The 26,277-nt window shown below is 54.1% G+C and carries 16 protein-coding genes and 12 pseudogenes; 2 read left to right on the forward strand and 26 right to left on the reverse strand.

Annotated elements, in window-relative coordinates; all coding sequences use genetic code 11:
- Nucleotides 1–42: 42 nt before the first annotated feature.
- From lacY (BJF97_RS31400) to lacI, 3 genes and pseudogenes are all read right to left on the reverse strand, one after another.
- The gene (lacY, locus tag BJF97_RS31400; RefSeq protein ID WP_046654864.1) at nucleotides 43–1,296 is read right to left on the reverse strand and encodes a lactose permease; all 1,254 of its coding nucleotides are present in this window, start codon (nucleotides 1,294–1,296) and stop codon (nucleotides 43–45) included.
- 51 nt (nucleotides 1,297–1,347) lie between these two features.
- A complete protein-coding gene (gene lacZ, locus BJF97_RS31405) occupies nucleotides 1,348–4,407 on the reverse strand; it encodes a beta-galactosidase (protein WP_042948535.1) in 3,060 nt (1,019 codons plus the stop codon).
- 107 nt (nucleotides 4,408–4,514) lie between these two features.
- A pseudogene (lacI, locus tag BJF97_RS31410) lies at nucleotides 4,515–5,596 on the reverse strand (DNA-binding transcriptional repressor LacI).
- Between the two features lie 586 nt (nucleotides 5,597–6,182).
- On the opposite strand from lacI, the gene BJF97_RS31415 reads away from it, so the two are divergent.
- Complete coding sequence (locus tag BJF97_RS31415) at nucleotides 6,183–7,187, forward strand: IS110-like element IS4321 family transposase (RefSeq protein WP_001567384.1); 1,005 nt, start codon at nucleotides 6,183–6,185, stop codon at nucleotides 7,185–7,187.
- Nucleotides 7,188–7,529: 342 nt separating this feature from the next.
- A complete protein-coding gene (locus BJF97_RS33745) occupies nucleotides 7,530–7,727 on the forward strand; it encodes a diguanylate phosphodiesterase (protein WP_231792067.1) in 198 nt (65 codons plus the stop codon).
- A 22-nt stretch (nucleotides 7,728–7,749) separates the two neighbouring features.
- Here BJF97_RS33745 and BJF97_RS34570 read toward each other — a convergent pair.
- The 23 genes and pseudogenes from BJF97_RS34570 to BJF97_RS35770 all read right to left on the reverse strand — a co-directional run.
- Nucleotides 7,750–8,008: pseudogene (locus BJF97_RS34570) on the reverse strand (IS66 family transposase); the annotation flags it as partial.
- A 49-nt stretch (nucleotides 8,009–8,057) separates the two neighbouring features.
- Nucleotides 8,058–8,351 (reverse strand): IS66 family insertion sequence element accessory protein TnpB, encoded by a 294-nt coding sequence (tnpB, locus tag BJF97_RS31420; protein WP_070083105.1) that lies wholly within the window; start codon nucleotides 8,349–8,351, stop codon nucleotides 8,058–8,060.
- Nucleotides 8,352–8,449: 98 nt separating this feature from the next.
- Nucleotides 8,450–9,217, reverse strand: coding sequence for a Fe(3+) dicitrate ABC transporter ATP-binding protein FecE (gene fecE / locus BJF97_RS31425; protein WP_004152282.1), 768 nt, complete (start codon nucleotides 9,215–9,217; stop codon nucleotides 8,450–8,452).
- On the reverse strand, nucleotides 9,218–10,174 hold the full coding sequence (fecD, locus tag BJF97_RS31430; protein ID WP_004118246.1) for a Fe(3+) dicitrate ABC transporter permease subunit FecD: 957 nt from the start codon (nucleotides 10,172–10,174) through the stop codon (nucleotides 9,218–9,220).
- Nucleotides 10,171–11,169 carry an iron-dicitrate ABC transporter permease FecC gene (gene fecC, locus BJF97_RS31435; RefSeq protein ID WP_004118243.1) on the reverse strand — a complete coding sequence of 333 codons (999 nt, stop codon included), beginning with the start codon at nucleotides 11,167–11,169 and terminating at the stop codon, nucleotides 10,171–10,173. The genes fecD and fecC overlap by 4 nt, the downstream gene beginning before the upstream one ends.
- Entirely contained in the window at nucleotides 11,166–12,068 is a 903-nt protein-coding gene (gene fecB / locus BJF97_RS31440; RefSeq protein ID WP_004118241.1) for a Fe(3+) dicitrate ABC transporter substrate-binding protein FecB, read from the reverse strand. Before fecB ends, fecC begins: the two co-directional genes overlap by 4 nt.
- Nucleotides 12,069–12,112: 44 nt before the next feature.
- Nucleotides 12,113–14,437: a TonB-dependent Fe(3+) dicitrate receptor FecA gene (fecA, locus tag BJF97_RS31445; protein ID WP_017146589.1), complete on the reverse strand. Its 2,325-nt coding sequence runs from the start codon at nucleotides 14,435–14,437 to the stop codon at nucleotides 12,113–12,115.
- 86 nt (nucleotides 14,438–14,523) lie between these two features.
- Nucleotides 14,524–15,477, reverse strand: a complete 954-nt coding sequence (gene fecR, locus BJF97_RS31450) for a ferric citrate uptake sigma factor regulator FecR (RefSeq protein ID WP_070083106.1) — start codon at nucleotides 15,475–15,477, stop codon at nucleotides 14,524–14,526.
- On the reverse strand, nucleotides 15,474–15,995 hold the full coding sequence (gene fecI, locus BJF97_RS31455; RefSeq protein ID WP_001572456.1) for an RNA polymerase sigma factor FecI: 522 nt from the start codon (nucleotides 15,993–15,995) through the stop codon (nucleotides 15,474–15,476). Before fecI ends, fecR begins: the two co-directional genes overlap by 4 nt.
- A gap of 476 nt (nucleotides 15,996–16,471) precedes the next feature.
- Nucleotides 16,472–16,894, reverse strand: a pseudogene (locus tag BJF97_RS31460) (Mu transposase domain-containing protein); the annotation flags it as partial.
- A gap of 7 nt (nucleotides 16,895–16,901) precedes the next feature.
- A pseudogene (locus BJF97_RS34575) lies at nucleotides 16,902–17,210 on the reverse strand (integrase core domain-containing protein); the annotation flags it as partial.
- Nucleotides 17,211–17,226: 16 nt separating this feature from the next.
- On the reverse strand, nucleotides 17,227–18,303 hold the full coding sequence (locus BJF97_RS31465) for an IS110 family transposase (protein WP_000227969.1): 1,077 nt from the start codon (nucleotides 18,301–18,303) through the stop codon (nucleotides 17,227–17,229).
- A gap of 272 nt (nucleotides 18,304–18,575) precedes the next feature.
- Nucleotides 18,576–18,764: pseudogene (locus tag BJF97_RS33765) on the reverse strand (DDE-type integrase/transposase/recombinase); the annotation flags it as partial.
- 80 nt (nucleotides 18,765–18,844) lie between these two features.
- Nucleotides 18,845–20,352: pseudogene (gene ltrA / locus BJF97_RS31470) on the reverse strand (group II intron reverse transcriptase/maturase).
- A gap of 508 nt (nucleotides 20,353–20,860) precedes the next feature.
- Complete coding sequence (locus tag BJF97_RS35440) at nucleotides 20,861–20,986, reverse strand: hypothetical protein (protein WP_257786681.1); 126 nt, start codon at nucleotides 20,984–20,986, stop codon at nucleotides 20,861–20,863.
- Nucleotides 20,987–21,023: 37 nt separating this feature from the next.
- Nucleotides 21,024–21,603: pseudogene (locus tag BJF97_RS34580) on the reverse strand (IS3 family transposase); the annotation flags it as partial.
- Between the two features lie 34 nt (nucleotides 21,604–21,637).
- Nucleotides 21,638–21,778, reverse strand: a pseudogene (locus tag BJF97_RS33790) (maltose acetyltransferase domain-containing protein); the annotation flags it as partial.
- An 83-nt stretch (nucleotides 21,779–21,861) separates the two neighbouring features.
- A pseudogene (lacY, locus tag BJF97_RS31480) lies at nucleotides 21,862–23,098 on the reverse strand (lactose permease).
- Between the two features lie 94 nt (nucleotides 23,099–23,192).
- A complete protein-coding gene (locus tag BJF97_RS35385; protein WP_236945579.1) occupies nucleotides 23,193–23,450 on the reverse strand; it encodes a hypothetical protein in 258 nt (85 codons plus the stop codon).
- Between the two features lie 49 nt (nucleotides 23,451–23,499).
- A pseudogene (locus BJF97_RS35405) lies at nucleotides 23,500–23,634 on the reverse strand (hypothetical protein); the annotation flags it as partial.
- 13 nt (nucleotides 23,635–23,647) lie between these two features.
- Nucleotides 23,648–24,418 (reverse strand): beta-galactosidase domain 4-containing protein, encoded by a 771-nt coding sequence (locus tag BJF97_RS35350; RefSeq protein ID WP_148722768.1) that lies wholly within the window; start codon nucleotides 24,416–24,418, stop codon nucleotides 23,648–23,650.
- Nucleotides 24,398–24,570 (reverse strand): annotated as a pseudogene (locus tag BJF97_RS35585) (glycoside hydrolase family 2 TIM barrel-domain containing protein); the annotation flags it as partial. The gene BJF97_RS35350 and the pseudogene BJF97_RS35585, both read right to left, overlap by 21 nt.
- A 50-nt stretch (nucleotides 24,571–24,620) precedes the next feature.
- A pseudogene (locus tag BJF97_RS35770) lies at nucleotides 24,621–26,214 on the reverse strand (glycoside hydrolase family 2 TIM barrel-domain containing protein).
- Nucleotides 26,215–26,277 lie beyond the last annotated feature (63 nt).

Consider the following 26,277-nt stretch of genomic DNA (forward strand, 5'->3'; position numbering starts at 1 on the left):
TTGGTCGGATAAGGCGCTCGCGCCGTATCCGACATTAATTTCTTAAGCGACTTCATTCACCTGGCGACGCAGCAGGGAAAGTGGGTCGGGGCCGCTAAGCGTGAACACGGAAATTAAGGTGAAGCCCAGCGCCACCAGACCCAGCACCAGGTAAGCGCCCTGGAAACCGATGCTTTCATACATATTGCCCGCCAGAATAGACATAAAAATCATCGTCAGTTGCTTAAAGAAGCAGAAACAGACCAGATAAATCGTCGCTGAAAAACGCACTTCAAACTGGCTGGTAATATATTTAAAGCTGCCCACCAGCAGGAACGGTACTTCAAACATATGCAGCGTTTTCAGAATAACCACTTCCAGTGCTGAGGTAGCGAACGATGAGCCAATAATACGTACTGACATAATAGTGCCAGCCAGCAGCAGGGCGTTTTTCCCACCGATGCGATTAATGATCAGTGGCGCAAAAAACATAATCGAGGCGTTAAGTAATTCGCCCATTGTCGTTACGTAGCCAAATACCCGCGTACCCTGTTCACCGGTAGCAAAGAACGAAGTAAAGAAATTAGCAAACTGTTGGTCAAAAACATCGTAGGTGCAGGAAACGCCAATAACATACAGTGACAAAAACCACAGTTTTGGCTGTCTGAACAGTTCCAGCGCCAGCTTAAGGCTAAATGCCGAATGGTTGGCACCTACCGCATTGGCAACCGTGGCAGAAGAGGGCGCATCCGTTTTGGCGAAAAAGAGTAAAACGGCGAGGAGGAGTGCACAGCCAGAACCCAGCCAGAAAACAAACTGATTATTGATGGTGAACATGATGCCGACAATCGAGGCACACAGCGCCCAGCCAACACAGCCAAACATCCGCGCGCGACCAAATTCGAAATTACTGCGACGGCTGACTTTCTCGATAAATACCTCTACTGCTGGCGCACCGGCGGTAAAACAAAAGCCAAGATAAATACCACCAACAATCGCTCCTACTAAAATGTTGTATTGTAACAGTGGCCCGAAGATAAAAATAAAGAACGGCGCAAACATCACTAACATGCCGGTAATAATCCACAGCAGGTATTTTCGCAGTCCGAGTTTGTCAGAAATCAGACCAAACAGCGGTTGGAATAATAGCGAGAACAGAGAAATAGCGGCAAAAATAATACCCGTATCACTTTTGCTGATATGGTTGATGTCATGTAGCCAAATCGGGAAAAACGGGAAGTAGGATCCCTTGATAAAAAAGTAAAAGAAAAAGAATAAACCGAACATCCAAAAGTTTGTGTTTTTTAAATAGTACATAATGGATTTCCTTACGCAAAATACGGGCAGACATGGTCTGCCCGGTTATTATTATTTTTGACACCAGAGCAACTGGTAATGGTAGCGACCGGCGCTCAGCTGGAATTCCGCCGACACTGACGAGCACCAGGAGTCGTCGCCACCAATTCCCATATGGAAACCGTCGATATTCAGCCATGTGCCTTCTTCCGCGTGCAGCAGATGGCGATGACTGGTTTCCATCAGTTGTTGTTGGCTGTAGCGGCTGATGTTGAACTGGAAGTCGCCGCGCCACTGGTGTGGGCCATAACTCAATTCGCGCGTCCCGCAGCGCAGACCGTTTTCGCTCGGGAAAACGTACGGAGTATACATGTCTGACAATGGCAAGTCCCAGCGGTCAAAACAGGCCGCAGTAAGACGGTCGGGATAATTTTCTTGCGGCCCTAATCCGAGCCAGTTTACCCGCTCTGCTACCTGCGCCAGCTGGCAGGTCAGGCCAATCCGCGCCGGATGTGGCGTATTGCTCGCCACTTCAACATCAACGGTAATCGCCATTTGACCACTTCCATCAATCCGGTAGGTTTTCCGGCTGATAAATAAGGTTTTCCCCTGATGCTGCCACGCGTGGACCGTGGTAATCAGCACCGCGTCGGCAAGCGTATCTGCCGTGCACTGCAACAACGCTGCTTCGGCCTGGTAATGGCCCGCCGCCTTCCAGCGTTCGACCCAGGCGTTAGGGTCAATGCGGCCAATGTCATTATCCAGCGGTGCACGGGTGAACTGATCGCGCAGCGGCGTCAGCAGTTGTTTTTCATCGCCAATCCACATCTGTGAAAGAAAGCCTGACTGGCGGTTAAATTGCCAACGCTTATTACCAAGTTCGATGCAAAAATCCGTTTCGCTGGTGGTCAGTTGCGGGATGGCGTGGGGCGCGGAGGGTTGTGTCACGCTGAGGTTTTCCGCCAGACGCCACTGCTGCCAGGCGCTGATGTGCCCGGCTGCTGACCATGTGGTCGCGTTCGGTTGCACTACGTGAACCGTTAGCCAGAGTTGCCCGGTGCTCTCCGGCTGCGGTAGTTCAGGCAGTTCAATCAACTGTTTTCCTTGTGGAGCGACATCCAGAGGCACTTCACCGCTTGTCAGCAGCTTGCCATCCAGCGCCACCATCCAGCGCAGGAGCTCGTTATCGCTATGACGGAACAGGTATTCGCTGGTCACTTCGATGGTTTGCCCGGATAAACGGAACTGGAAAAACTGCTGCTGGTGTTTTGCTTCTGTCAGCGCTGGATGCGGCGTGCGGTCGGCAAAGACCAGACCGTTCATGCAGAACTGGCGATCGTTCGGCGTATCGCCAAAATCACCGCCGTAAGCCGACCACGGGTTGCCGTTTTCATCATATTTAATCAGCGATTGATCGACCCAGTCCCAGACGAAGCCGCCCTGTAAACGGGGGTACTGACGAAACGCCTGCCAGTATTTAGCGAAGCCACCAAGACTGTTACCCATTGCGTGGGCATATTCGCAAAGGATCAGCGGACGCAGTTCTCCAGGCAGCGAAAGCCATTTTTTGATGGACCATTTCGGCACAGCCGGGAAGGGCTGGTCTTCATCCACACGCGCGTACATCGGGCAAATAATATCGGTTGCGGAGGTGTCGGCTCCGCCGCCTTCATACTGTACCGGGCGGGAAGGATCGACAGATTTAATCCAGCGATAGAGCGCATCGTGATTAGCACCGTGGCCTGATTCATTCCCCAGCGACCAGATGATCACACTCGGGTGATTACGATCGCGCTGCACCATTCGCGTTACGCGTTCGCTCATCGCGGGTAGCCAGCGCGGATCATCGGTCAGACGATTCATTGGCACCATGCCGTGGGTTTCAATGTTGGCTTCATCCACCACATACAGGCCGTAGTGGTCGCACAGCGTGTACCACAGCGGATGGTTCGGATAATGCGAACAGCGCACGGCGTTAAAGTTGTTCTGCTTCATCAGCAGGATATCCTGCACCATCGTCTGCTCATCCATGACCTGACCATGCAGAGGATGATGCTCGTGACGGTTAACGCCGCGAATCAGCAACGGCTTGCCGTTCAGCAGCAGCAGACCATTTTCAATCCGCACCTCGCGGAAACCGACATCGCAGGCTTCTGCTTCAATCAGCGTGCCGTCGGCGGTGTGCAGTTCAATCACCGCACGGTAGAGATTCGGGATTTCGGCGCTCCACAGTTTCGGGTTTTCGACGTTCAGACGTAGCGTGACGCGATTGGCATAACCGCCACGCTCATCGATAATTTCACCGCCGAAAGGCGCGGTGCCGCTGGCGACCTGTGTTTCACCCTGCCACAAAGAAACCGTCACCCGCAGCTCATCGCGCAGCTCGCCGTACATCTGAACGTCTGCCTCCAGTACAGCGCGGCTGAAATCATCATTAAAGTGAGTGGCTACATGGAAATCGCTGATTTGCGTGCTCGGTTTATGCAGCAACGAGACGTCACGGAAAATGCCGCTCATCCGCCACATATCCTGATCTTCCAGATAACTGCCGTCACTCCAGCGCAGCACCATCACCGCGAGGCGGTTTTCTCCGGCGTGTAAAAATGCGCTCAGGTCAAATTCAGACGGCAAACGACTGTCCTGTCCGTAACCGACCCAGCGCCCGTTGCACCACAAATGAAACGCCGAGTTAACACCATCAAAAATAATTCGCGTCTGGCCTTCCTGTAGCCAGCTTTCATCAACATTAAATGTGAGCGAGTAACAACCTGTCGGATTCTCCGTGGGAACATACGGCGGATTGACCGCAATGGGATAGGTCACGTTGGTGTAGATAGGCGCATCGTAACCGTGCATCTGCCAGTTTGAGGGGACGATGACAGTATCGGCGTCAGGAAGATCGCGCTCCAGCCAGCTTTCTGGTACCGCTTCTGGTGCCGGAAACCAGGCAAAGCGCCATTCACCATTCAGGCTGCGCGACTCTTGGGAAGGGCGATCGGTGCGAGCCTCTTCGCTATTACGCCAGCTGGCGAAAGGGGGATGTGCCGCAAGGCGATTAAGTTGGGTAACGCCAGGGTTTTCCCAGTCACGACGTTGTAATACGACGGCCAGTGAATCCGTAATCATTGTCATAGTTGTATCCTGTGTGAATTGTTATCGGTAACATACGAGCCAGACACATAGAGTGTAAAGCCTGGGGTGCCTAATAAGTGAGCTGACTCACAGTAATTGCGTTGCGCTCACTGCCCGCTTTCAAGTCGGGAAACTTGTCGTGCCAGCTGCATTAAGGAATCGGCCAACGTGCGGGGAGAGGTGGTTTGCTTATTGGGCGCCAGGGTGGTTTTTCTTTTCACCAGTGAGACGGGCAACAGCTGATTGCTCTTCACCGCCTGGCCCTGAGAGAGTTTCAGCAAGCGGTCCACGCTGGTTTTCCCCAGCAGGCGAAAATCCTGTTTGATGGTGGTTAACGGCGGGATATAACACGAGCTGTCTTCGGTATCGTCGTATCCCACTACCGAGATATCCGCACCAACGCGCAGCCCGGACTCGGTAATGGCGCGCATTACGCCCAGCGCCATCTGATCGTTGGCAACCAGCATCGCAGTGGGAACGATGCCCTCATTCAGCATTTGCATGGTTTGTTGAAAACCGGACATGGCACTCCAGTCGCCTTCCCGTTCCGCTATCGGCTGAATTTGATTGCGAGTGAGATATTTATGCCAGCCCGCCAGACGCAGACGCGCCGAGACAGAACTTAATGGGCCCGCTAACAGCGCGATTTGCTGGTGACCCAATGCGACCAGATGCTCCACGCCCAGTCGCGTACCGTCTTCATGGAAAAAATAATACTGTTGATGGGAGTCTGGTCAGAGACATCAAGAAATAGGGCCGGAACATTAGCGCAGGCAGCTTCCACAGCAATGGCATCCTCGTCATCCAGCGGATAGTTAATGATCAGACCACTGACGCGTTGCGCGAGAAGGTTATGTACCGCCGCTTTACAGGCTTCGACGCTGCTTCGTTCTACCATCGACACCACCACGCTGGCACCCAGTTGATCGGCGCGAGATTTAATCGCCGCGACAATTTGCGACGGCGCGTGCAGGGCCAGACTGGAGGTAGCAACGCCAATCAGCAACGACTGTTTGCCCGCCAGTTGTTGTGCCACGCGGTTGGGAATGTAGTTCAGCTGCGCCATCGCCGCTTCCACCTTTTCCCGCGTTTTCGCAGAGACGTGGCTGGCCTGGTTCACCACGCGGGAAACGGTCTGATAAGAGACACCGGCATACTCTGCGACATCGTATAGCGTTACTGGTTTCACATTTACCACCCTGAATTGACTCTCTTCGGGTGCTATCATGCCATACCACGAAATGTTTTGCGCCATTCGGAGGGGGCACGCCGAAGTGAGATTCAAAATGCCGACGTCAGTTCACAGGTGGGTAATGATACCAACGTGTTGATTTCGTATTTTCACTGACACCAGGATCATCCTGATGTTACAAGGATTGAATGACTACAGATTAAAATAGTCATCAACAGGTTGACAGCATTACCCTGTCTGGCTATAGAGTAAGAATCGTACCGGAATTGAGCATTTACCCTCAGTACCTGCCGATGAAAAAGCAGTCTGCCCTGACATACTGAACAATCCCTTCTCATAAGATGCCTCTCTTTTGCTGTTTAAAGAGCTGAGCAGTCCGGGCGGAGACTGACCTCGTTCCGCTTTCCAAGCGACCCCCTTGTTGAAAGTGCGACAAAAGAGATAGGGCGAATGACTATACTTCGCTCATAGCTGCCCGTCATGCCAGCTCAAAAAACAGGCTTAACGTAGGATATTTAATGAGATGGTCACTCCCTCCTTCCCGGTACTATGCTGAGGACAGGCTTTCATTCGGAGAACTATCATGGAAAACATTGCGCTCATTGGTATCGATCTGGGTAAAAACTCTTTCCATATTCATTGCCAGGATCGTCGCGGGAAGGCTGTTTACCGTAAAAAATTTACCCGGCCAAAGTTGATCGAATTTTTGGCGACATGCCCCGCTACAACCATCGCAATGGAAGCCTGTGGCGGTTCTCACTTTATGGCACGCAAGTTGGAAGGGTTGGGGCATTCCCCAAAGCTGATATCACCACAATTTGTCCGCCCGTTCGTTAAAAGCAATAAAAACGACTTTGTCGACGCCGAAGCTATTTGTGAAGCTGCATCGCGTCCGTCTATGCGTTTTGTGCAGCCCAGAACGGAATCTCAGCAGGCAATGCGGGCTCTGCATCGTGTCCGTGAATCCCTGGTTCAGGATAAGGTAAAAACAACCAATCAAATGCATGCTTTTCTGCTGGAATTTGGCATTAGCGTTCCCCGAGGAGCTGCCGTTATTAGCCGACTGAGTACCATTCTTGAGGATAATAGTTTGCCTCTTTACCTCAGCCAGTTATTGCTGAAATTACAACAGCATTATCACTATCTTGTTGAGCAGATTAAAGATTTGGAATCCCAGTTGAAACGAAAGTTGGACGAAGATGAGGTTGGACAGCGCTTGCTGAGCATTCCCTGCGTCGGAACACTGACAGCGAGTACTATTTCAACTGAGATTGGCGACGGGAAGCAGTACGCCAGCAGCCGTGACTTTGCGGCGGCAACAGGGCTTGTACCTCGGCAGTACAGTACGGGAGGTAGGACGACATTGCTGGGAATTAGTAAGCGAGGTAATAAAAAGATCCGAACTTTGTTGGTTCAATGTGCCAGGGTATTCATACAAAAACTGGAACACCAGTCTGGCAAATTGGCCGATTGGGTCAGGGATTTACTGTGCCGGAAAAGCAACTTTGTCGTCACTTGTGCTCTGGCAAACAAGCTGGCCAGAATAGCCTGGGCCCTAACGGCACGACAGCAAACTTATGTAGCATAACGGCAGAAATACACCGGTTTAAAGAATTACTGATCTGGTTTTGCGAATACTGATATTGATGATACTAACGGCCCACCGGCCTGTTGAGGAACCTGTAAAACGGAAAGGCTCATTGAAGCCGTATATTTTCTGGAGGTTCATCAGGCGCGGAACTCATCAAGGCGCGGGAATAAAATCCCATTCAGACGCCGGATAGATTCAAGCAAGCCAACTTGTCGTCAAAATCGGTGTTGCAAAAACGGGAGTGACCATAGATTCCGTTTTCCAAGCGGCCCCCATATTGAATGGCTGACGGTACTGGATTTCGATGAGATAAAAATAGACCGTATTTTTATTGCCAATATTGATGACCCGGTGAAGCGAGCGCTACTTGTTTCTGTGGTGAAAGGGTTACGTGGTACTGGCAAACCACTGGTGTTTGAAGGGGTGGAAACGCCAGGACAGTTTGAATTCGTCTGTTCTCTTGGCCCCGGTTACCTAGTTCAGGGCTGGTATACCGGAAAACCCGAAACAATATCTGCGATGAATATTCAGGGTTAAAACGATACGGGGCCCGGCCCGTATCGGCAACCCGACCCGTCAGCGTATCGCTTTCTGTCTGAAGCCGGTTCAGGTCGGCTTCTATCTGCGCGATGCGGCGGGAGATTTATTCAGAACGACTGCCGAAGTTCATCCGGCGAATCTTATCCAGCTGCGCCTGCAGATGGTCTATTTCGCGCTCCCGGTCGGCCTGCTTTTCCAGCAGGGCGCGGTTCAGCGCTTCCTGTTCGGACAGGCGCTGTTTCAGCAGAAGGATGTCGTCAGGGGGAGGTGTTGTTCATAAGCCCGCATTTTACCAGGCTTATTCAACGACAACCAGGATAAAGAGGCCTACAACATGGTCAGGGACGTAAGCAGTCTTTTAGGCTGCCGCCAGTCGATGCCTTCCAGAAGCATTGCCAGCTGCGCCGGGGTCAGGAACACTTTGCCATCGCGGGCAGAGGGCCAGGCGAAGCGGCCGCGTTCCAGCCGTTTGGTCAGCAGGCTCAGCCCGTCGCCGGTGGACCACAGCAGTTTGACTTTACTGCCGCTGCGGCCCCGGAAGATGAAGACATGGCCGGACATCGGGTCATCTTTCAGCATCGTCTGCACCTTTGCGGCGAGACCATTGAAGCCGTTGCGCATGTCGGTGATACCGGCAACCAGCCAGATTTTGGTGCCTGTTGGCAGGTGGTTATCACTTCCTTTATCTGTCCTGTGATGATCCTTATGACTTCGCCAGACTACTTCACCACACACATGGGTCTGCCAGATACCGGTTCAGGATGGATTTCCGCTTCTACGCTGAACACCGTCTTTAGAAGCTCTGGTTTCATCACTGCTTCCGGAGCACCTTGCGCCATCACGCGACCGCTTGCCAGTACCACCAGATGATCGCAATAGCGGCTGGCCTGATTCAGATCGTGGAGTACCGTCACTACGGTTTTCCCCTGCCTTTTGAGTTCAACCATCAGGCGCATCAGTTCAACCTGATGATTGATATCGAGGTAGGTCGTAGGCTCATCAAGAAGAATGAGTGGGGTATCCTGTGCCAGCACCATCGCCAGAAACGCACGCTGGCGCTGGCCGCCGGAAAGCTGGGTTAACCTGCGGTCAGCCAGATTGCGCGTCCGGGTCTGACTCATTGCCACGTTGACCCGCTCGTTGTCTTCCGCGGAGAGTCGCCCCCACAACGACAGCCACGGGCTGCGGCCGTAGGAAACCAGTTCCCGTACAGTGATCCCCTCGGGGGATAAATGGTGTTGCGGCAGTAAAGCCAGGCGGCGAGCCAGCTGGCGGGCGGAAAAACCGGCTATGGGTTTTTCATCAAGCAATATCTCGCCAGAGTCTGGTGTTAACAGGCGAGAAAAACAGTTCAACAGCGTCGATTTCCCGCAACCGTTAGGGCCGAGCAGGGCCGTGATTTTTCCGGCAGGCAGGGCGAGAGAAAGTCCATCCAGCACGGTTTGTGCGCCATAGCTGACGGTCAGATTTTCAGTACGTAATCTCATTTATCGCATTCTCACAAGCAGCCAGACAAACCACGGTGCGCCGATAATGGCGGTCAGCACGCCTGCCGGAAGCTCCAGCGGCGGATGAATGATTCGTGCCAGCAGATCGGCAATGACCAGCAACAACGCGCCCGTCAGGGCCGAAACGGGCATCAGCCAGCGGTGACGCCCGCCGGCGATCCTGCGCACCATGTGCGGCACGACGAGACCAATAAAACTTATCGGGCCACAGACGGCTACGCCGGTTGCTGTCATCGCGACAGCCAGCATCAGCCCCTGGAACCGGGTGCGCTGAACCGACACGCCGAGCGTGGCTGCTCGTGCATCGCCCAGCGCCAGCAGGTCGAGATCGCGACAAAAGCGCAGGCTCAGCGGCAAAAACAGAATGAGCAACGGCACGGCAATCTTCACAAAGTGCCAGTCGCGCCCCCATAAGCTACCCGTCAGCCACAGCAGGGCACTGTTTACATCCTGCGGGTGCAGGAGCATCAGGTAATCCGTCAGGCTCGCCCAGCAGGCGGAAAGCGCCACGCCGGTGAGCGCCAGCTTCATCGGCTGGTGGGTCTTTGCCAGCATCTTCAGCAAGATCAACCCCGCCATACCGCCCGCAAAGGCCAGCAGCGGCAGCACCATCACGGATAGTGATGGCATAAGAAGCAGTGCTCCCACAGAGGCAAGGCTGGCGGCATGGTTAATGCCGAGAATATCCGGTGATGCTAGCGGGTTACGCACAATCCCCTGTACCAGCACGCCCGCCACGGCGAGGGCTGCACCGACAAACAGTGCCAGCAGCAAGCGCGGCAGTCGGTACTCCATCAATACATAATAATGCTCGCGTCCGTCCTGCCAGTCGGTCAGCAGCGCGCGCCACGGCACGGGGATCACCCCCATATGGAGTGATAACAGCGCACAGCCTGCCAGGGCAAGGGTGATGAAAATGACCAGCGCAATTTTCATCCTCGCCTCCTCACCAGCCAGACAAAGCAAGGACTGCCAATCAGCGCCAGCACTGCGCCTGCGGGCAGATCGCCGGGGAAGGCCAGCGCGCGTGCGAGTACATCTGCCATCAGCATCAGCGTGGCCCCCAGCAGCATGCTCACCGGCAGTACGTTGCGCTGATCGAAGCCTGCCCAGAAGCGCGCCAGATGTGGCACCAGCAGGCCGATAAACGCCACCGGACCTGCCACACTGACGCACGCGCCAACCAGAAGCAGCACTAACATATTGATGATCAAACGTAGTCTCGGCAGGTTCACTCCCAGCGTATGGGCGGTACTGTCGCTGACGTTGAGCAGGTTCAGTTGATTCGCCAGCAGCAACACGACAGGGACTGCAGTGACCACCACCGGCAAGAGCTGCCAGACATCCTGCCAGTGGGCGTGGGACACTCCGCCTGCCAGCCAGTAAAAGATGCCGTAAGCATGATCTTCGGCCAGCAGCAGGGTGATGCGGGTCAGGGCCATACAAAAGGCCGACAGCGCGATACCCGCGAGGATCAGTTTGTTTCTGTCCTGGGTATGACGAAACCCGCCTCCTGCGGTCATGACCAGCAGCCAGCTCACGCCGCCCCCGCATGCCGCGATGAACGACAGGGAATAGCCTGCAACCGGCGTCGGACTCAGCGCGCTGGTAAGCGCCATAGCCAGCGCCGCGCCGCTGTTAATGCCGAGCAGTGAAGGAGAGGCCATTGGGTTGTGGGTCAGGGTTTGCAGCAGCGTGCCCGCGAGCGCCAGGCTTGCGCCGATCAGAACGGCGACCAGGCTTCGCGGCAAACGAAGGTTTTGCACCAGCGCTTCTGGTAGCGTTGGCGTGTGTCCAGGCAGCAGGGCGCGGATTGCGTCTGCTCCGGAAACAGGAATGGCCGAGTAGCAAAACAGACTCAGCCAGAAAATAATAATAAGTACTGCAACGGGAAGCCCCCACAGCAGCACCGGGTGTTTTAGCGCGGTCATTTCACATCGGTAAGCGGCTGATGGTGGAAGATTTTTACCGTGTCAGCGGCAATACGCTCTGCGGCAAAAATACCGCGCATCCGCGCCCAGGCGTTACTGTCGACTGAAGCAACCTGCTGCTTCTGCGCGGCGGTTAATATCTGCCAGAGCGGATCTTGTTGCCAGCGTTTAACAATGCTCTCTTCGCGATAGTGGGCAACCAGCAGCCAGGCAGGATTGACCGCCAGCAGTTGCTCCAGGCCGATGGACGGCATGGACGCGCCCGCCATCGCAGCGGGAACGTTCAGCCCCAGAGAAGCCAGCACGCTGCCGGTCCAGGTCTCCTGGGTATGCAGGTTGAATAGCTGTTCGCGTGATGTGCCAAAGGCCACGCGTGTCCCTGTGGGAAGCTGGCTGGCCCACTGCGCCATCTTCTCTTTATGTTGTTCCAGACGCGCCTGCATCTCTCGTTTTTTACCTACCACTTCGCCGATGATAGCCGCTGAGTGCAAATTTTCAGCGTAGGTTTCGTTGCGGGACTTAAGCAGCAGAACCGGCGCGATTTGCTGCAAGGCGGTGTAAATCCCCGCATGGCGACTGCTGTCGGCAATGATCAGGTCTGGTTTCAGGGCAGCAATGGCTTCCAGGCTCGGCTGCGCGCGCGTTCCGACGGACTGCCACGGTTTCAGGTGCGCACGCACTTCGGGCAGGATGCGTTTTGCATCGTTATCGTCGGCAATACCGATCGGGCTGACGTCCACGGCGGCCAGCGCATCGGCGAACGAGAGTTCCAGCACCACAATCCGTTGTGGCGTTTTATCGAGTGTAAACGTGCCGTGTTCGTCCTGAACCGTGGCGGCAAAGGCGTGGCCGATCACCAGCAGCAGGCCTGCAAAAAGAAAACGGATAAATGCCAACATAGTCACATTCCAGCTAAAAGCCCGGCAAGCCGGGCGTTAACACATCAGAACTTCAACGACCCCTGCATATACAGCGTGCGCGGCTGGCCTGCGTAGATGCCTTTGTTGTTGTCGTCATAAGAGCGGATGAAGTAGTCCTGGTCGAAGATGTTTTTCACACCGAACGCCAGGTTCAGATCTGCCATCTGCGGGCCAAAGTCATACGCCACGCGTGCGCCCCAGAGCATGAAGCCGGGAATGCGGCCGGTACTGCCGTCGGCGCTCTCTTTCACCGTATTGGCGTTATCCGCAAACTGGCTGGACTGGAAATCGCTGTTCAGATTGAACGTCCAGTTGCCCGGCTTGTAGTCCACGCCCAGCGTGCCTTTATGTTTCGGGGAGAATGGCACCTGATTGCCATAGGTGTCGCCTTTCTCGCGGATTTCCGCGTTCACATACGCATAGCTGGCGTAGACGGAAACGTTATCAAGCGTTGGCGTTAGCGTACCCAGGTCGTAACGTGCCTGCGTTTCCAGCCCGGTATGGCGCGTTTTGCCACGTGCAGTGACGGTGTCGTTGGTCTGGTTGGAGTCGTACTGATTGTTAAAGTTAATCAGGAACAGCCCCATTTCCGCCGTCAGCGCGCCGTCGTCGTAGCGGGTACCGAGTTCCCAGGTTCGCGCTTTTTCCGGTTCCACATTGCCGCTTTGCACAGCCTTGCCAATCTGGCTGTACTGTACGGTGCCGAACGAGCCTTCAGTGTTTGCATAAAGATTCCAGCTATCAGTCAGGTGATAGAGCACGTTCAACGCCGGAAGCGGTGCGTTATAGCTCACCTCTTCGTGCGTGCCTTTGATGGCGTTGTTCTGGTATGACTCGATATGTTCGAAACGCATACCCGGCGTGATGGTCCAGTTGCCGATGTCGATTTTGTCATCCAGATACCAGGCGTGCGCCTCGGTGCCGGAACGCGTGTCGCGGTCGTAAGGGCTTGAGCCGGACGGCAACTGCCCGCTGCTGGTGGCGGTGTAGTAACGCATTTCATGCGTTGATTCATTCACATAGCGATAGCCCACGCCCACTTCGTGCGCGGAAGGGCCGATCATAAAGCTCTGGCTGTAGCGTGGCTCAATACCGCGCACCCAGTAGTTACGCGGCGAGAGGGTGATGCGTTTGCCTTGCTCCAGGTAGCCGCTGCGCAGGGTTTGGGTGTAGAACCCCTGAATGTTGAATTTATGCTGGCTGTCCGGCTGGAACTGGTAGCCCAGGCTCGCCAGCTTGCGACGGCCCCAGAAGCGGTCATACGGGCGGGTGGATTGCCAGCGATCGGCATCGTAATCCGCGCGGGACAGGCCGCCGGGCATGTCGGCTTCACCATCGTAATATTGCAGCAGGCTGTTGAAGGTGTGCACCTCATTCGGCGCATATTTGCTTTTCAGCATCAGGTCGTCGATGCGGGTGGCGCTGTGCTCGCGCCAGTCACTGCCGCGCGTGCCGGAGTAGAGCAGCGCGGTGCCAAAACCGTTGTCCGCTGTGCCGCCCACCATCAGGTTGTGCGTCTCTTTCGGGTTGTTTTGTGAAGAGGTTGGGCTGAGCTGACCTTCCACCCCCGCCTCGATACCAAAGTCCTGCGGAATGGCGCGGGTAACAAAGTTCACCACGCCGCCCACGCTCTGCGGTCCGTAACGCACCGCACCACCACCGCGCACCACGTCAATGGCATCCATGTTGCCGAGCGAAACGGGAGCCAGTGAAAGCTGCGGCTGACCGTAAGGGGCAAAGGGGACGGGGATGCCGTCCATCAGGACGGTCGAGCGGCTGGCGAGGCGTGGGTTCAGGCCCCGGATGCCAAAGTTCATCGCCAGGTCGTGGCTGCCGGTGCCGTTGTTTTCCGGCGCGCTGACGCCAGGGATGCGGTTAAGCACCTCACGCATGGTGGTTGCGCCGGTTTTGGCGAAATCCTCACGGCGGATCACGTCACGCGCGCCAGCATGTTCAAATACGTCGTTTTCACGCGCATCGCCCAGCCAGTCGCCGACCACGGTCAGGGCATCTTCTTTTGGCGCGGGCGCGGTCTCCAGCGTCCAGCTGTTATTTCCCAGCGGTTTTACCTGCAGTCCGCTGCCGTCCAGCAGCTGTTGCAGGCCGCTCTCGACGTCGTAATCTCCGTGCAGGCCGTTGCTCTGCTTGCCGCGCGTCAGGCTGGCGTCAACCGAGAGGGTAATTCCGCTGTGTGCGGCATACTGATTGAGCGCTTTGTCGAGCGATCCCGGAGCGATATCAACCTGTGCAGCAAAAGCGGAAAACGAGAGACCGGCCAGCGGCAGCAGGCTCAGACGAATGGCGTTAACCAAAGGTGTTGTTTTACGAAAAACGCGTAACGGCGTCATACCTTCTCCATCATCATTTTTGTTGTGTTCAGCTATGAGTCGAACGAGAAGGGTAAAAAGGACAATCGAAATGAGAATTATTTTTCTTACAGCGGTGAAATGTTTATCCAGTACCGCGTAATAGACTGAATTTTAACGGGAAGCGTTTGAGCGATAACGTTCAGGATCGCATCGGTATTTTTCAGCGGGAACGTCCCGCTCAGGCGCAGCCCGGCAACGGCGGGATCGCAGCGCAGAACGCCGTTGCGGTAACGGCTTAGCGTGGCTATCACCTCACCCAGCGGTTTATCGCTGAAGCTCAGGATGCCCTTCGTCCAGCTTGTACTCTCGTCATCCAGCGGTTTCACTGCGCCAAACTCAGAGGCGCTGAACTGCAGGCTTTCACCAGCGTTCACGATGCGTTTTTGCGCGGGGGCACTGGCGAGAAGCACTTCCACGGCGTGCTGCTGCACGTCAAGCTGCGTGAAATTATCCTGCTGGCGGACGGTAAATTCTGTCCCTAAAGCGGTGAGTTGGCCCTGACGGGTCAGGACGCGGAAGGGGCGTTGCTGCGCATCTTTCGCGGTAGTAATGGCGATTTCACCGTACCAGAGCCGGACGGTGCGCTGATGCGCATCATAACGCACATCCGCCGCGCTTTGGATATTCAGCGTGAGCAGGGAGCCATCTTCCAGTTGCTGACGGCTGACTGCGCCTTTGGCGGTGCGGTAATCTGCCCGCAGACCTTCGCCGGTTTCCGACTGCCAGAGTTGCCAGCCTCCGCCAGCGCCGAGCAACAGCAGTAATCCTTTCATCACGTGACGGCGGGTGAGGCGGGTATCGTGCAGCGCCCGGCTGGCAACGTCGCCAGGCACACCGCCAAGCTGGTTGCGCAGGTTTTCAACCTGCTGCCAGGCCCACTGGTTATCCTGATCCTGTTCATACCACTGTTGCCAGCGCGCTTCCTGTTGTGGGCTGACGCGCTCGCCGCTTAGCACGGCATACCAGTGGGAAGCTGAACGCAGCGCCTGACGGCGGGAATCGGTTAACGAAGGATTCATAACCCATGCTCCAGACGAAACAGCAGGCAGTGCTCGACGGCTTTCGCCACGTATTTTTTCACGGAGCTGACGGAAACACCGAGTTTGTGCGCAATCTCGCTGTATGTCAGGCCATCCAGTTGCGAAAGCAGAAACGCTTCACGTGTTTTTCCGTTTAGCCCGTCCAGCATGCTGTCGACGAGTTGTAGGGTCTCGAGCTGGCTTTCGCGTTCCTCAGGTGAAGGCGCTACCCCCTCCGGCATAAGCGCCAGCATCTCCAGATACGCTTTTTCCAGCGCGTTTCGGCGAAACAGGTCCACCATCACGCGTTTGGCGATAGTGCACAGGAAAGAGCGAGGATCGCGGATCGTCGAGAGCGTTTCGCTGCTCATTACCCGCAAAAAAGTGTCCTGGGCAATGTCATCTGCATCAAAAGCAGACTGGAGTTTGCGCGTCAGCCAACTTTTCAACCAGCCGTTATGGGTGCCATAAAGCGACTCGAACGTTAAGGAAGCTGTGGTAGTGGCACGGTCAGACATGCGGAGTACATCAAAAGTTAATTATCACGTAGCCATATTAATATGAGAATGGTTATCATTACAATTGGAAATAAAATTGTTTCCAATAAACATTTTTAAAATGTTGTTTTTCTAAGTGTTATAAGGTAGATATAAAATGGGATGGATCCTCTGCTTCTGGCATCTGTCGGTCAGAATGACATCATGATGTGGTCTGCTATTATTGACATCCTCCCCGCCCTTTAGGGCGGGGAGGATGTCAACTATGAGTGTTGCCTGAAATGTCGCCAGCCCCCGGTACAGCAGAAGTATCTCGGGCTTTCTGCGTTTGCTCCTGGTGGGTATGGCCCCCGCAAGCGGGGGGTTATTGCTAACTGTCGTTTCAACAAAAAGTAACTTTTTTCACTTTGCCCCTCAGTACAAATTAGGGGCTTGCCGCGGATGTACCATGCCTGAATATCTTCGAGTGATGATTTGGTGCGGCTTTGTTGAATAAATCAGATTTCGGGTTCCACCTGACTGACCTGCTGCCAGAGCGGGGCGTGATGCTCCGGCACGGTCTGCCAGCCGGATGCAGCCGAACAGAGACGGTGCGATGCCATCTGCTGCTCATTACTGTAGATCCGCAGTTCATCATCCAGCGAGATCCGTATTGATACCGGCTGGCCACACAGGCTTTCCGGCACGCTGTAACGGTTTCCGCCAACCTCGATATAGCCATCCCAGGAGACATGACGGATATCGAAGTAGCTGGTATCGAAGTCCGTATCCGGCAACGGCTGCAGATGCTCCTGTTCCTGCGTGAAGCGCTGTTCCGGTGTCTGCCTGAACTGGCGAAGTTCCCGCCTGTCGGCAACGTCAGCCATCCACTGCTCCAGTAGCTGATTAACCTGGGCGAAGCTGTCGAACCGGCGGTACCTGAAGTGGTCAACAAAAACTGGCCACCGCGTTAGAGTTTTTCCAGTATCGGTTTTCTGATTCGTTTGGCGGTAACCCACCATTATATTCGTGCGGTCTTAGTGCGCTGTAATATCCAACGATATAGTCCGTTATTGCGTGAGCTGCATCGCTGAAGCTTACATAGCCCGTCGCCGGCACCCATTCGTTCTTCAGACTCCTGAAGAAGCGCTCCATTGGGCTGTTATCCCAGCAGTTTCCACGCCGACTCATACTCTGCCTGATCCGGTATCGCCACAGTAACTGCCGGAACTGCCTGCTCGTATAATGGCTGCCTTGGACGCCCTTCTAAGAGTCAAGCTGTTATCGGGATACTGTTGATCCGCCTGTTTTGATTGCGCAGTAACGTGTAAACTTCGCGGGAGATATATCGCTTTAGACAGCGTATCGCTTCCATTTTTGTATGTCCTTCGGCTACACGCCTGGCGACATATTCCTTTGTTTTTGCGTCAGTTCGTAAGCGTCCGATGGCGATGATGTGAAGTGCACTATTTGCAGCACGATCTCCACCACGATTAAGTCGGTAACGGTTCGTTTTTCCAGAAGAAACGGGGACCGGGCTGACACCACACAGTGCCGCAAATCCTGATTCTGATCTTAACCGTTGAGGATTGTCTCCGGCAGTGATCAGCAACTGTGAAGCGCTTTCGTATCCGATAGCATTACGTTTAATCAGCTCAGGTGCCAACTCGTCGACAATTGCCGCAATCATGACATCCAGATCAGCGATTTCGTCATGTAACTCGAGATAGCGTCGGGCAAGGGACTTTAATGAAATGCGATAAACGTTGGTTACATTGCGGTATTCACTGGCATCAGGTCTCCAGGAACCCAGGGTCCTGATGAGCTGCATGCGCGTCATATTTCTGAGCTGTTCACGTAATTCATCCGGGGCAGAGATAATATTTGAATGGATAATCTGGAGAGCGACTCTGCGGGCTGATATTGCTGTTTTTCGGCAAGTTTTTAATACCCGCAGGGACTCAATCATGCCATCACGCGTTTTGGGAGTAACTGTCCTGATGCCTGAGAATGCTGCATGAGCGGCACATTCAGCATCAATTGTGTCACTTTTACCCCGTTTGCGTCGCTCCATCCGGTCTGGAGCAGTCACCTCAAGAACTTCTAACCCGGCGTTCTGAAAATAACGAAGCAAACCGGAACCATAGGTACCTGTGCACTCAACACCAATTCGCTTTAATGTCCCAAACGAGGTCATCCATGCCAGCATCTGCCGGTAACCTTGTCGTGTTGTGGAGAAATACTGAGTCCCAAGGACTTTATTGTTCTGATCTACGACAGCGGCAACGTGCAAATCTTTATGTGTATCCACGCCACCCACAACGGCAGCTTCGGTAACTTTATCAACCATGACAGAGCTCCTGTGAGGAAACAGAGTTGAATCTCCAGACAGATAACCCGGACAGGACAGTAACGAGACAAGCCGTCAGGCCCTTCTTGAGTCACGCGCATCGGTGAGGAGATGCCTCGCATGAAGGCGCTTCCGGCAACCGACGGGTCCAGGGCAGGACACAAAAGGTCGATCGCTGTGTGAGTCAGGATGCGGGAAGGTCTTCACTGCATCAGTAATCACACCAATCTGGTTAAACGGCAAACTAAGTGGTGGTAAAGACTGACATCGGCATTATTACTATCGCTGTGGAACATCACCCCGACGGGCTTACCACGGGTTTCCCATGCCATTTCCAGTGCTTTCATGGTGAGCCTGCTGTCCGGCGAGAACGACATGGCCCAGCCCACTGGTTTTCTTGCGAACAGGTCGAGAACAACGGCGAGGTACGCCCAGCGCTTACCCGTCCAGAGTAGAGTAAGAGGCAGGGCGTAGTCGGACTATTTCCCTGCCTCTCCTCCCCGAACCGGACGTGCACCTTTCAGCGCATCCGGCTCTCCATTTAAATGCTGGCGAACGCCATTGCCACTTCTGTAAAGCGCGATGTATACGTGTTTCTGGTCTCCGTCCTCAGATAGGGATTACCTTCGGGTAGCCGCCAGCGGAACAGCTTCTTGCCTTGCCCCACCAACCGGTACAGTATTTCGCCGCTGAGCTTGCCGTGATTGGTTTTACCAAATAAAACCCACGTTTTGCTCTGACCCGGTTTCGGTGATTTACACCACCACCTCATCAGGGAAGCGATACCTGTACGGTATTTGCGGGCCAGCCAGTGAGCCAGCTTCCAGAACACGACACGGTCGATATAACTGAAGACTTTGGCCTTAAAATCAACGAACTGATAGAACATGGCCCAGCCTTTCAGTTTTCGGTTGAGTTGTTCAGCCATATCGACTTTGCTTTCACTGTAGTTGCCTGATAACAGTGCTGTCAGCGATGCGGCGAAGTTTCTGGCTTTCTCCTGCGGGATCGTTGAGACCACTCGCATCTCGCCATAACGACTGCGTTTGCGAATGATCCTGTGCCCCAGAAAGATAAAGCCGTCATTAACATGGGTGATTTTAGTCTTATCCATGTTCAGCCTGAGTTTCAGACTGCCTTCGAGCACACCCCGACACTCCTCCCTGATGGCTTCCGCCTGTGCTTTGGTGCCTTTGACGATGAGGACAAAATCATCGGCATAGCGGCAGTACGCCACCGCGGGTTTCCACTGCCAGTTTTCTCTGACCGCCGTACTTCGGCCCCGTTGGATACTGTTATTCCAGTACCACCGATCTTTTCTGGCTTTCCCGCTCAGGTAGCGCTCATGCAGGTATTGATCGAACTCATTCAGCATGATGTTCGATAATAGCGGCGATATAACACCGCCCTGTGGTACACCTTCACTGGCCGCCCGAAAGAGACCGACATCGATATGTCCCGCCTTGATGGTTTTCCACAGCAGAGTCATGAAACGTGCGTCACTGATCCTGCGGCGTACAGCCTTCATCAGCAGTCGATGATGTACGGTGTCGAAGTAACTGGACAGGTCGCCTTCAATCACCCAGCGTCCCCGGGTTTCACCACAGTCTGTGAGCTGTAATTTCACCGTGCGGATCGCGTGGTGGACACTGCGCTCAGGCCGGAAGCCATATGAGAGCGTATGAAAATCACTCTCCCATATCGGCTCCATCGCCATCAGCATGGCCCGCTGAACAATACGATCCCGCAACGCGGGGATACCCAGTGGTCGCAGTTTGCCGTTGCTTTTAGGGATGTAAACCCGTCTGGCGGGCAAGGGCTGGTAGTGGCCTGAGAGTAATTCATCCCTGAGGATTTGCAGCTCAACAGCCAGTCTGGCCTGTAGCATTGTTTTGTTCACGCCATCAACGCCGGGGGTATGGGCCCCTTTGATGAAAGCGTGATCCGCGCCGCTTCAGCCAGCCATTCTGGTTGTGTTATCAGACGCAGCAGCCGTTGAATCCGTAGGGACGGATCGGTGGCTGCCCATGTGGCAAGCTTGCGTTGCATTTCGCTGATTATCAAAGGTCTTCACCTCGTTAGGTCAGTTAATTCACGTCGCAAACACATTCAAACTGCTTCCCTTCGCCATGTAATGGGCTTTCCCCATCGCGGACTACTACGGAAGCTCCGCCAGCCAGCGCGTCATCGGAGCCATGCCCCCTTAACATCCGTCGCTGACCTTCCCCGGTTTACCTGCCTGGACTCAGGCATACTGAGGAGGCTGCCCGTCGCACTCTTTATCCTTGCTTGCCGCAAGTTGGCAGAAGTCAGCATCGCAAGCGTGATAGACGCTGCTGCCCCGGTGTTTCGCATACATGTCAAAACACCTTCGACCGGCAGTGCTTACGTATCACTGCCAGTTCCTCCTGCACGGCCTGTCAGATCACGTAGGCCGTGGTGACGTTTTCAACCCACAGAGGCGGATTAACGGGTTCATGTTCTTCAGCCTTTCAGTACTTAACCTTGAGGATCATCTCGGCTTAGTGATCTCGCCTCAATCCCCGTTGTCAGCGGGTTACATCACCCTGCGGGCATGCCGCAGGTCACTGCCGCTCAGGTTCTCCACCGTCACACCCGTGGGATTGTTGGGTTTCTCATCGTGAGTTACCGGTTCAATATTCCAGACAGACTCGCGGTTCATTTAAGCATCCATGCCCGCCCTGAACTCCGGGCACACTATAGGTCACATCACCGCACCACACCTGATTTGGTTCCGTTACGGCGAACTGTCGCTCAAGATGATTCGGGATAGCAACGTGCTCATGACCGCCACGCTTATACCGGTGAGTCGGCTGCTGGCAACTGACCAGCCCCAGCTCTTTCATGAGTCTGCCAGCAAGCCAGCGCCCCATCTGGTAACCTCTCTGGGTTGCCATTGTGGCGATGCTTCTTGCTACGGCAGAGCCGTGGCTGATGCCATGCAGTTCAAGTACCTGGCTGCGTAATACAGCCCGTCTGCCGTCTGGCTTTTCAGGACGGTTTTTCCAGTATTTGTAGCTGCTGCGATGAACCCCGAACACATGGCAGAGAGTGGCCACAGGATAACGCGCCCTGAGTTTCCCGATTATCGAGAACTGTTCAGGGAGTCTGACATCAAGAGCGCGGTAGCCTTTTTTAATATTTCATTTTCCATTTCAATACGTTGTAGCTTTTTTCTGAGCTCACGGATTTCAATTTGTTCCGGGGTAATGGGTAGGCTTTTGGTGTTTTTCCCTGCCGTTCATCACGTAATTGTTTCACCCATCGGGCATTATCTGAACATAAAACACTATCAATAAGTTGGAGTCATTACCCTTTTTTCTACTTCTGATGGATGCGAGTGATTGAACTCATTCATTAATGTTTTCCCACGAAGTCTTTTTTCAGGTAAGCCTCCGCACATATCGGTAAATAGCTTGCCTGCTTTTATTTTTTCTGTCATCGACATGTTCATTTTTAACATTCCGTCCTGATAAGTTGGTCGGATAAGGCGCTCGCGCCGTATCCGACATTAATTTCTTAAGCGACTTCATTCACCTAGCGACGCAGCAGGGAAAGTGGGCCGGGGCCGCTAAGCGTGAACACGGAAATTAAGGTGAAGCCCAGCGCCACCAGACCCAGCACCAGGTAAGCGCCATGGAAACCGATGCTTTCATACATATTGCCCGCCAGAATAGACATAAAAATCATCGCCAGTTGCTTAAAGAAGCAGAAACAGACCAGATAAATCGTCGCTGAAAAACGCACTTCAAACTGGCTGGTAATATATTTAAAGCAGCCCACCAGCAGGAACGGTACTTCAAACATATGCAGCGTTTTCAGAATAACCACTTCCAGTGCTGAGGTAGCGAACGATGAGCCAATAATACGTACTGACATAATAGTGCCTGCCAGCAGCAGGGCGTTTTTCCCACCGATGCGATTAATGATCAGTGGCGCAAAAAACATAATCGAGGCGTTAAGTAATTCGCCCATTGTCGTTACGTAGCCAAATACCCGCGTACCCTGTTCACCGGTAGCAAAGAACGAAGTAAAGAAATTAGCAAACTGTTGGTCAAAAACATCGTAGGTGCAGGAAACGCCAATAACATACAGTGACAAAAACCACAGTTTTGGCTGTCTGAACAGTTCCAGCGCCAGCTTAAGGCTAAATGCCGAATGGTTGGCACCTACCGCATTGGCAATCGTGGCAGAAGAGGGCGCATCCGTTTTGGCGAAAAAGAGTAAAACGGCGAGGATGAATGCACAGCCAGAACCCAGCCAGAAAACAAACTGATTATTGATGGTGAACATGATGCCGACAATCGAGGCACACAGCGCCCAGCCAACACAGCCAAACATCCGCGCGCGACCAAATTCGAAATTACTGCGACGGCTGACTTTCTCGATAAATGCCTCTACTGCTGGCGCACCGGCGTTAAAACAAAAGCCTAGATAAATACCACCAACAATCGATCCTACTAAAATGTTGTATTGTAACAGTGGCCCGAAGATAAAAATAAAGAACGGCGCAAACATCACTAACATGCCGGTAATAATCCACAGCAGGTATTTGCGCAGCCCGAGTTTGTCAGAAAGCAGACCAAACAGCGGTTGGAATAATAGCGAGAACAGAGAAATAGCGGCAAAAATAATACCCGTATCACTTTTGCTGATATGGTTGATGTCATGTAGCCAAATCGGGAAAAACGGGAAGTAGGCTCCCCATGATAAAAAAGTAAAAGAAAAAGAATAAACCGAACATCCAAAAGTTTGTGTTTTTTAAATAGTACATAATGGATTTCCTTACGCGAAATACGGGCAGACATGGCCTGCCCGGTTATTATTATTTTTGACACCAGAGCAACTGGTAATAGTAGCGACCGGCGCTAAGGTGGAATTCCGCCGACACTGACGGGCTCCAGGAGTCGTCGCCACCAATCCCCCATATGGAAACCGTCGATATTCAGCCATGTGCCTTCTTCCGCGTGCAGCAGATGGCGATGGCTGGTTTCCATCAGTTGCTGTTGGCTGTAGCGGCTGATGTTGAACTGGAAGTCGCCGCGCCACTGGTGTGGGCCATAATTCAATTCGCGCGTCCCGCAGCGCAGACCGTTTTCGCTCGGGAAGACGTACGGGGTATACATGTCTGACAATGGCAGATCCCCAGCGGTCAAAACAGGCCGCAGTAAGACGGTCGGGATAGTTTTCTTGCGGCCCTAATCCGAGCCAGTTTACCCGCTCTGCTACCTGCGCCAGCTGGCAGGTCAGGCCAATCCGCGCCGGATGTGGCGTATTGCTCGCCACTTCAACATCAACGGTAATCGCCATTTGACCACTTCCATCAATCCGGTAGGTTTTCCGGCTGATAAATAAGGTTTTCCCCTGATGCTGCCACGCGTGGACCGTGGTAATCAGCACCGCGTCGGCAAGCGTATCTGCCGTGCACTGCAACAACGCTGCTTCGGCCTGGTAATGGCCCCGCCGCCTTCCAGCGTTCGACCCAGGCGTTAGGGTCAATGCGGGTCGCTTCACTTACGCCAATGTCGTTATCCAGCGGTGCGCGGGTGAACTGATCGCGCAGCGGCGTCAGCAGTTGTTTTTTATCGCCAATCCACATCTGTGAAAGAAAGCCTGACTGGCGGTTAAATTGCCAACGCTTATTATCCAGCTCGATGCAAAAATCCGTTTCGCTGGTGGTCAGTTGCGGGATGGCGTGGGGCGGGGAGGGGAGTGTCACGCTGAGGTTTTCCGCCAGACGCCACTGCTGCCAGGCGCTGATGTGTCCGGCTGTTGACCATGTGGTCGCGTTCGGTTGCACTACGTGAACCGTTAGCCAGAGTTGCCCGGTGCTCTCCGGCTGCGGTAGTTCAGGCAGTTCAATCAACTGTTTTCCTTGTGGAGCGACATCCAGAGGCACTTCACCGCTTGTCAGCAGCTTGCCATCCAGCGCCACCATCCAGCGCAGGAGCTCGTTATCGCTATGACGGAACAGGTATTCGCTGGTCACTTCGATGGTTTGCCCGGATAAACGGAACTGGAAAAACTGCTGCTGGTGTTTTGCTTCTGTCAGCGCCGGATGCGGCGTGCGGTCGGCAAAGACCAGACCGTTCATGCAGAACTGGCGATCATTCGCGTATCGCCAAAATCACCGCCGTAAGCCGACCACGGGTTGCCGTTTTCATCATATTTAATCAGCGACTGATCGACCCAGTCCCAGACGAAGCCGCCCTGTAAACGGGGGTACTGACGAACGCCTGCCAGTATTTAGCGAAGCCACAAGACTGTTACCCATCGCGTGGCGTATTCGCAAAGGATCAGCGGACGCAGTTCTCCAGGCAGCGAAAGCCATTTTTTGATGGACCATTTCGGCACAGCGGGAAGGGCTGGTCTTCATCCACACGCGCGTACATCGGGCAAATAATATCGGTTGCGGAGGTGTCGGCTCCGCCGCCTTCATACTGTACCGGGCGGGAAGGATCGACAGATTTGATCCAGCGATAGAGTGCGTCGTGATTAGCGCCGTGGCCTGATTCATTCCCCAGCGACCAGATGATCACACTCGGGTGATTACGATCGCGCTGCACCATTCGCGTTACGCGTTCGCTCATCGCGGGTAGCCAGAGCGGATCATCGGTCAGACGATTCATTGGCACCATGCCGTGGGTTTCAATATTGGCTTCATCCACCACGTACAGGCCGTAGCGGTCGCACAGCGTGTACCACAGCGGATGATTCGGATAATGCGAACAGCGCACGGCGTTAAAGTTGTTCTGCTTCATCAGCAGGATATCCTGCACCATCGTCTGCTCATCCATGACTGACCATGCAGAGGATGATGCTCGTGACGGTTAACGCCGCGAATCAGCAACGGCTTGCCGTTCAGCAGCAGCAGACCATTTTCAATCCGCACCTCGCGGAAACCGACATCGCAGGCTTCTGCTTCAATCAGCGTGCCGTCGGCGGTGTGCAGTTCAACCACCGCACGATAGAGATTCGGGATTTCGGCGCTCCACAGTTTCGGGTTTTCGACGTTCAGACGTAGCGTGACGCGATCGGCATAACCGCCACGCTCATCGATAATTTCACCGCCGAAAGGCGCGGTGCCGCTGGCGACCTGCGTTTCACCCTGCCACAAAGAAACCGTCACCCGCAGCTCATCGCGCAGCTCGCCGTACATCTGAACGTCTGCCTCCAGTACAGCGCGGCTGAAATCATCATTAAAGTGAGTGGCTACATGGAAATCGCTGATTTGCGTGCTCGGTTTATGCAGCAACGAGACGTCACGGAAAATGCCGCTCATCCGCCACATATCCTGATCTTCCAGATAACTGCCGTCACTCCAGCGCAGCACCATCACGCGAGGCGGTTTTCTCCGGCGTGTAAAAATGCGCTCAGGTCAAATTCAGACGGCAAACGACTGTCCTGTCCGTAACCGACCAGCGCCCGTTGCACCACAAATGAAACGCCGAGTTAACACCATCAAAATAATTCGCGTCTGGCCTTCCTGTAGCCAGCTTTCATCATATTAAATGTGAGCGAGTAACAACCTGTCGGATTCTCCGTGGAACATACGGCGGATTGACCGCAATGGGATAGGTCACGTTGGTGTAGATAGGCGCATCGTAACCGTGCATCTGCCAGTTTGAGGGACGATGACAGTATCGGCGTCAGGAGATCGCGCTCCAGCCAGCTTTCTGGTACCGCTTCTGGTGCCGGAAACCAGGCAAAGCGCCATTCACCATTCAGGCTGCGCAACTGTTGGGAAGGGCGATCGGTGCGAGCCTCTTCGCTATTACGCCAGCTGGCGAAAGGGGGATGTGCCGCAAGGCGATTAAGTTGGGTAACGCCAGGGTTTTCCCAGTCACGACGTTGTAATACGACGGCCAGTGAATCCGTAATCATTGTCATAGTTGTATCCTGTGTGAATTGTTATCCGCTCACATTTTCGCATAACATACGAGCCGGACACAT

The sequence above is a fragment of the Klebsiella sp. LTGPAF-6F genome, assembly GCF_001753185.1.
GTDB classification, from domain to species: domain Bacteria; phylum Pseudomonadota; class Gammaproteobacteria; order Enterobacterales; family Enterobacteriaceae; genus Klebsiella; species Klebsiella michiganensis.